The organism is Methanohalophilus sp. DAL1 (assembly GCF_001683555.1).
In the GTDB taxonomy this organism is placed as follows: Archaea; Halobacteriota; Methanosarcinia; order Methanosarcinales; family Methanosarcinaceae; genus Methanohalophilus; species Methanohalophilus euhalobius.
This window is the reverse complement of the sequence record NZ_MAFX01000046.1, coordinates 1-6,561: the sequence shown is the minus strand read 5'-3', so window position 1 is coordinate 6,561 and position 6,561 is coordinate 1. Positions and strand designations below refer to the sequence as shown.

Annotated in this window: 6 protein-coding genes and 1 pseudogene; 4 read left to right on the top strand and 3 right to left on the bottom strand. The window is 40.7% G+C overall.

Translation table 11 applies throughout. From position 1 onward, the window contains the following. The 3 genes from acnA to A9957_RS08340 form a co-directional block, all read right to left on the bottom strand. Positions 1 to 1,619: aconitate hydratase AcnA (acnA, locus tag A9957_RS08350; RefSeq protein ID WP_292343875.1), on the bottom strand; the 1,619-nt coding region annotated here is incomplete at its 3' end. A gap of 379 nt (positions 1,620 to 1,998) precedes the next feature. Further along, positions 1,999 to 2,637, bottom strand: a complete 639-nt coding sequence (locus A9957_RS08345; RefSeq protein ID WP_105460999.1) for a CDGSH iron-sulfur domain-containing protein — start codon at positions 2,635 to 2,637, stop codon at positions 1,999 to 2,001. A 72-nt stretch (positions 2,638 to 2,709) separates the two neighbouring features. Beyond that, on the bottom strand, positions 2,710 to 3,135 hold the full coding sequence (locus tag A9957_RS08340; RefSeq protein ID WP_096713018.1) for a hypothetical protein: 426 nt from the start codon (positions 3,133 to 3,135) through the stop codon (positions 2,710 to 2,712). A gap of 422 nt (positions 3,136 to 3,557) precedes the next feature. Here A9957_RS08340 and eif1A point away from each other — a divergent pair, with 422 nt between their 5' ends. The 4 genes and pseudogenes from eif1A to A9957_RS08320 form a co-directional block, all read left to right on the top strand. Then, positions 3,558 to 3,893 carry a translation initiation factor eIF-1A gene (gene eif1A / locus A9957_RS08335; RefSeq protein WP_096713019.1) on the top strand — a complete coding sequence of 112 codons (336 nt, stop codon included), beginning with the start codon at positions 3,558 to 3,560 and terminating at the stop codon, positions 3,891 to 3,893. A gap of 201 nt (positions 3,894 to 4,094) precedes the next feature. Further along, entirely contained in the window at positions 4,095 to 5,171 is a 1,077-nt protein-coding gene (locus A9957_RS08330; RefSeq protein WP_096713020.1) for a KamA family radical SAM protein, read from the top strand. A gap of 379 nt (positions 5,172 to 5,550) precedes the next feature. Continuing rightward, the gene (locus A9957_RS08325; protein WP_292343527.1) at positions 5,551 to 6,033 is read left to right on the top strand and encodes a MarR family winged helix-turn-helix transcriptional regulator; all 483 of its coding nucleotides are present in this window, start codon (positions 5,551 to 5,553) and stop codon (positions 6,031 to 6,033) included. Between the two features lie 230 nt (positions 6,034 to 6,263). Beyond that, a pseudogene (locus A9957_RS08320) lies at positions 6,264 to 6,561 on the top strand (RND family transporter); the annotation flags it as partial.

The window sequence follows — 6,561 nt, the reverse complement described above, 5'->3', positions numbered from 1 at the left end:
CCACTGTTCCCAATACATGTGAGACAGCCGTAGCCCACAAGGTGGAATCCCAGGGCTTCCAAATAAGGTACAAGGCCGGCTGCTTCCAGATAGTTCATTACCGCTTTTGATCCGGGTCCAAAACTGGTTTTCACAAATTGTTTGGCCTTAAGCCCTCTTTCAACTGCCTTTTTCGCAACCAGTCCGGCACCGATAAGCACTGAAGGATTTGAGGTATTGGTACAGGATGTGATGGAAGCAATGGCAACAGAACCATGGTTTAGGTCGGCTTCTTCTCCTTCACATTTGATCTTCATGATCCCGCTGTGGTCGGGATGGATTTTCTCCACAACATTATAACCCCCCTCTTCAAGCCAGCGATTGTAATCCGGATCGGTCTCGAAGTCTTCAGTTCCCTTCTTCAGGGAGTATACATCCTTCATTGTCCTGTGGAAAACTGCGGACATATCACTGAGCACAATGCGGTCCTGTGGTCTTTTCGGACCTGCAAGGGAGGGCTGCACCGTACCCATATCAAGTCCAAGAGTGGATGTATATTCCGGAACCGGTGCATCACGTTCTGCAAACAAGCCCTGCTTCTTGCAATATTGGAAAACCATGTTCACATGTTCTTCACTGCGTCCGGTCATGCGCATGTAATCCAGTGTAACTTCGTCAACAGGGCAAAATCCCATTGTTGCGCCGTATTCCGGACCCATGTTGGCAAGGATTGCCCTGTCAGGCAGGGAAAGTTTCCTGTAACCGGGACCATAGAATTCCACGAATTTACCTACAACACCGTGTTCCCTGAGCATCTGGGTTACTGTGAGTACAAGATCTGTGGCTGTGATTCCTTCTTTCAGTTCTCCTCTTAGTTCAAAACCCACAACTTCAGGTATTGGCATATAGTAGGGCTGGCCAAGCATAACCGCTTCGGCCTCGATCCCACCGACACCCCATCCCAGGACACCCAGACCATTGATCATTGTTGTATGGGAATCGGTTCCTACAAGAGTATCGGGATAGGCGACAGTTTCGCCGTTTTCTTCCCGCAGATGTACCACATTTGCCAGGTGTTCAAGGTTTACCTGGTGGATTATGCCGCTTCCCGGAGGTACTACGTTGAAATTGTCAAAGGCATTCTGTGCCCAGTGCAGCAGTTCGTAACGTTCCCTGTTTCTCTGGAACTCATGTTTCTCATTACAGTTTCTTGCATAGGAAGTGCCGTAACAATCGACCTGTACTGAGTGGTCTATAATAAGATCTGCAGGAATTACAGGGTTAATTTCTTCCGGATTTCCACCAAGTTTTTTCATTGCAGACCTCATTGCGGCAATATCCACAACCGCAGGTACGCCTGTAAAATCCTGCAGGATTACCCTTGAAGGAATATATGGGATGTCTGTTTTTGGTACATTGCCGGGTTTCCAGCCTGCAAGGTTTTTTACATCCTCTTCGGTTACAACCTTGCCATCTGTATTCCTTACCAGATTTTCCAGTAATACCCGGATGGAATAGGGAAGAGAAGTAATTTTGCAAAGGCCATTTTCCTCAAGTTTATCCAGACGGTATATGGTACTTTTCTTACCCCTGGTATCAAGAGTATCTCTTGCTTTAAAAGAAATTGAATTATTATCCATAATTGGCACCTGTAAATATAAATTCGTTAAACGAATTTGCGCGTGGTCTTATCAATCTGTTATCTGAATATTGTTCGAGACAATGTGCAAAGTCAGCCCGATATCCTTCCAGTGGCAAAAACTGCCGTTGCAAGTTTGGGAGGGTGTCAAGCTATTTGTAGACGACACCGGAATAAAAATCGACATTCGGGTATATAGGTTTACCCCTTTTTACACATATTTTTCATATGCCTTTCTCTATCTTCTCGGTAATCTCGAACCACTATTAGGTCACATCGATCATGATAGTTTTCCAAAAAAAGTAAGAAATAATAATCGGTGTTTTCCTGTATGACCAACCGATTTTCTATTGTGCTTTTTCACCAGATGTACAGGAGTTTCAGTTTTTCTCATCCTCGAATTCAATGTACCGGTGACTTCCATCGCAGAATGGTTTGTTTTTGGAGCCCCCGCATCTGCACAGGCAATAGTGGTCCTGGGTCTCAGGTTCAGATCCATCAGTATCCTCAAGTTCAATATTTCCCACCACATTATAGGCATTGTCCTTCCCGACGAATACTTCCGCATCATGAGGGTAATCTTTGTGCAGCTGTCCATCCATTGTGTAGCTCAATGCTCCGGATGGGCACATCCTGATAACCCTCGCAATCTCTTCTGGATCTGCGCCGTCAGGGTCTATCCAGGGTTCAACGCCTCTTCTGAAAACCGAAGGCAAATTATCTGTACAGTGACCCCTGTGGGAACATACACCACGGTTGTCATGGATCGTGATTGATTTTCCTTTGTAAGTATCCATTTTGTCAGGAACGCGGTCTTCTTTCTTTTCCCCTGAAAAATCGTTCTTCATGTGTGTGCCATCGCAAAAAGGCTTGCTTGCGGACCCTCCACATCTGCACATTGCCATGGTGGGCTTTGTTTCAATGAATACCCCTTTTGAATTACGCAGGGTTTTTAGATTGCTTACAATGTATGGTCCGTCTTTTGATACTCTTATAATGGTTTTGTCTTCTTTATCCATTGACATTCCCCTTGCATAGACTTTTGTCTGAATAGCTTAAGTAATTATTACGAAATAATGTCTATGTTTTATTCAGTATTTTCCTGTAAATTTAGCAATTGATCTGTGCAGGCCATGGATGCTGAAATCCTTCCCCAGGTACATCATGGGGCACTTTCCCTTGATTATCTGTATACCAGGGTCCCTCATCTCCTCAATTTCTGGAGTTTCGGTACGCCAGTGTATCCAGAAATTAGAACATCCTTTTTTTTTGAGAGCCTGCACAAAGTCTGCTGGATCGGAGGTTGTGATTCCCAGTACAGCATTTTCTACATTATCTGGTATGTCATCAATACTTTTTATGTCTCCTTTATCGGGGTTAGCTGATAAATCAAAAACGTACACTTCTTTACCTCTATTATTGAGTTCATCTATAGTGTATTTCATTGCTGGTTTAGTATTGTCAGTTATTACTACAAAGGATTGTTTTTCCCAGAAAATTTCCCTATCGTTGTTCATGGAATTCCTCCTATCAAGTAATATTGTACTTCTGGTTACTAACAGATGTCGGTTTTAGAATGTACCAATATGTATGATATCGGGTCGGATTAGACGGGATAATGGAAAATAGGATTAACGTTAATCTTTACTTTCTGTTAACCACTGCTTCAAGTGCAAAGAATATATTGCAAATGTACGTTTAATGTGGTTCTATAGTTATTGGTTTAATTACTCTTTTACAATTACAACTAGTTAATATCTTTTAACTTTTATTTTGCTCTGTTCAATTGGGTTTAAATATGTTGAATGCATATAGAGCAACGTTGTGATTGCATAATTTATTATCAGGAATTGGTTTTGTTTTGGGGATAATTTGTATTAATTCCGCCTTCTGATTACTAAAATAAAATTCCTTCATAAAATCTAAATGAGGTATCAATCTGGCTTATAACAACTATAATAAAAAAAAGAATAAGAATAAACAGCAGAACGAGGGTGCACAATTTACTAAAGTCCGTACTCCGCGTAAGGACAGGAATGAGATTGTTGCTACAGTAACCAGGATGCTTGGAGGCAAAAGGCTTGATCTTCAATGTATGGATGGTGTTGTAAGAATGGGAAGAATTCCCGGTTCCCGTAAAAGACGTATGAGAATACGGGAAGGTGACGTGGTCCTTGCAGTACCTTGGGACATTCAGGATTCAAAAGCCGATGTCGTCTGGAAATACAGAAGACAGGAAGTCGCCTGGCTTCAGAAAAAAGGTTATCTGAAATAATTTTCACTTAATGTGTTGCAGGGATGGAGCGTTTTTTCCATCCATTCACACAATCAGTTTTTAATTAGACACCTTTTTGGGCTTGTCTGGATGTGTTTTTTTGTCTGGATTTGAGCAATACAACTTTGCTCTATTTACAAATATCTACCATAAACAATATATTTTATGACTATTATCTCTTGATAAGGAGTATTCACTATAATGAGTGAAGAATGGAAAGATCAAATTACTAATCAAATTAACTCTCTTGAAAAGCTCGAAGAAATAATCAATCTGACTGAATCTGAAAGGGAAGCCATAAAAACCCTTGATACACACTGGGGTACTACACCTTATTTTGCTTCCCTTATGGACAAGGATGATCCGGAGTGTCCAATCAGGAAACAGATTGTCCCATCCCTTCAGGAAACTCATAACAGGTATGGGATGAAAGATTACCTTGTCTGGAAAGAAAACAGGGCCACCGATGAAGTACGCCCTGATAGTATAGCCAGGCAGTATAAGGACAGGGTCGCATTTACGGTTTTCCAGAAATGTGGTATCTATTGTCGCCATTGTTTCAGGAAAGAACTGGTTGTGAATCATGATCTGAAACTGGATTTTAATGTGGACGATGGTATTGAATGGATTCGCCAGCATCCTGAGGTTCGGGATGTTCTGATAACTGGTGGGGATCCGCTTCTTTTATCGGATGAAAAGATTGAATATATTATTGGAAGTCTTCGGGATATTCCCCATGTTGAGATGATTCGTATTGGCTCACGTTTGCCTATAGTTTTGCCTCACAGGATTACTGATAATCTGAAAAGGATACTGGGTGGATATCATGATGTACCAATTTGGCTGAATACCCAGTGCAATCATCCCAAAGAGATTACTGATAAAACAAAACGTGCGGTCTATGATCTTGTATCTGCAGGTGTTAACGTAGGTAATCAGGCCGTATTGCTGAAAGGCATAAATGATGATGTGCAAACCATAAGGGATTTGCATCAGAAATTATTGACTGCAAGAATCAGGCCATATTATCTGTTCTACTGTGAACCTGCACCGGGAATCGATCATTTCCGTACTCCGGTAGAAAAAGGTGCGGAATTGATACGCGATGGTCTGCGTGGGCACACAACAGGACTTGCTCAGCCAATGTATGTAATTGCAACCAACGTTGGTAAAATTCCTTTGATGCCGGATTATTATATGGTAGATAAAGATGAGGAAAAATATATTCTCAGGAACCATCGGGGTGAATTAACGGAAATCCCGAACATACCCGAGTAAAAAGAAAATGTTTCTTCAGGTTATACGATGTCAGTTTGCTGGCACCAATGATCTATACTATTTATATATTTTTTATAATTATCGGTTTTTAACTTATCAATAAGTTCTTTTTTCTTTTCAGTTCAAATAATTTTAATCTAGGGTCTTCCTACGCGACAAGTATATATGTTAAAATTGGTTTGTAGCACTCACTCCAAACGGGAGGGATTCTGCTTGTATCCCTCTCCCAGTTCATTTACAGTTTCTCATCATTTTCTACGCTTGCCAGGACATTCTCTATTCTGTAAATTATCCAGGGGTTAAATTTATATTTCATTATCCTATTTGTTCGATAAATTGACTATTTGGAATATGAAATATGCTGTGGAGTTGTTGTTAATTGGAAGATGCTCATTCATCTATGAAAGAACTTGCAGCACTGAAACTGGAATACGATATCTTATCCAGAAAACTTATTTATGGTGCTGTGGAAAAAGTTTTTGATGACAAGTCCGAGCCGTTACCATATTTGAAAAATCGCAATCATGCAATCCTTATTCTCGGCCGGGAAAAGGAGATGATGCCTTCTACCCTGGCCAGGTTCCTGAACCTGAAAAAAAGCAGTGTGACAAGCATTATTGATTCTCTTGAGAAGGAGGGTCTGGTAAAAAGGACAGCAGATCCTATGGATCGGAGAAAAATATGGGTCTCACTAACCTCCTCTGGTTACAGGTATATAGATGTTCTTGAAGGCTGTGTGGAGAAATTAGTCGATGTCATGCTTGAAGGGCTTGAAGAGGATGAAATTGACGAAATGCTGCAAAGTATGCGTTCGGTAGTAAATCTGGAACGAAAAATAGCTGACAATGCTTTAAATACTTAAAATAATTGATAAAAATGAATTTTTTTGTGGGTAATGAATAAGTTATATATAGAAGAATTACATGAATCAGCCCCAATATGTAGTCAAGTACTCGTATACAAAATATACAGCATATTTGCGTATATAAATATATCTCTATAAATTAAAAGGAGTGTTTCCCTATTAAAAACATCTTTGAGAAACTGGGTATTTTCGTTGAGGATCATTCGATTGCCATTGTGATAATTGCAATGTTACTTGTTCTTGTTTCATTTGAAGGTGCTCAGCTGATCAAGATGGAATCGGGTACAGAAACATTTGTGGATAAAGATTCGCAGCTGTACCAGAATTATGATCATCTTTACCTGAGTCTTTTTAGTAAGGAAGCCATCGTTGTTATGGTGGAAGGGGGTGATGTAAGGGACAGGGCTTTGCTGGAAGCGCTCGATCGTCTGGAAAAGATGTCGTCTTCGATACCGGGTGTGCTGAGTACACAAAGTGCTTCTTCGGTTGTAAAGGAAGCCAACAAGCTGGAAAACGGCAGATTTG